Here is a 403-nt window from a genome sequence, read left to right on the forward strand (position 1 = left end):
GTGCGACCGCGCGCCTGATGAAAGCGCATGTCATCATGACCGTGTTCGGCCCTCCGGCACGCAGCGTGTGGTAAGTTTTGAAGCTTCGATTCCGTACACAAGAGCGTTGATATGAAAGTCGCCGTGATGGGCGCGGGCGCGGTGGGCTGCTACTACGGCGGCATGCTGGCGCGCGCGGGACATGAAGTGGTATTGATCGGACGCCCGCAACACGTCGAGGCGATCGAAACGAGCGGCCTGCGTCTGCAGGCGCAATCGTTCGACGAGCACATTTCCCTCGCCGCAAGCACCCAGGCAAGTGCGGTGCAGGGCGCGAAGCTCGTGCTGTTCTGCGTGAAATCGACGGACACGCACAGCGCGGCGCTGGAAATCAAGCCGTTTCTCGCCGCCGATACGCTCGTGC

Annotated in this window: 1 protein-coding gene; it reads left to right on the forward strand. The window is 62.8% G+C overall.

Features of this window, described 5'->3' with window-relative positions:
• Positions 1-111: 111 nt before the first annotated feature.
• Positions 112-403: ketopantoate reductase family protein (locus GR197_RS31690; RefSeq protein WP_164016644.1), on the forward strand; the 292-nt coding region annotated here is incomplete at its 3' end.

Origin of the sequence: Rhizobium phaseoli, from assembly GCF_010668805.1 — a bacterium.
GTDB lineage: Bacteria > Pseudomonadota > Alphaproteobacteria > Rhizobiales > Rhizobiaceae > Rhizobium > Rhizobium phaseoli_A.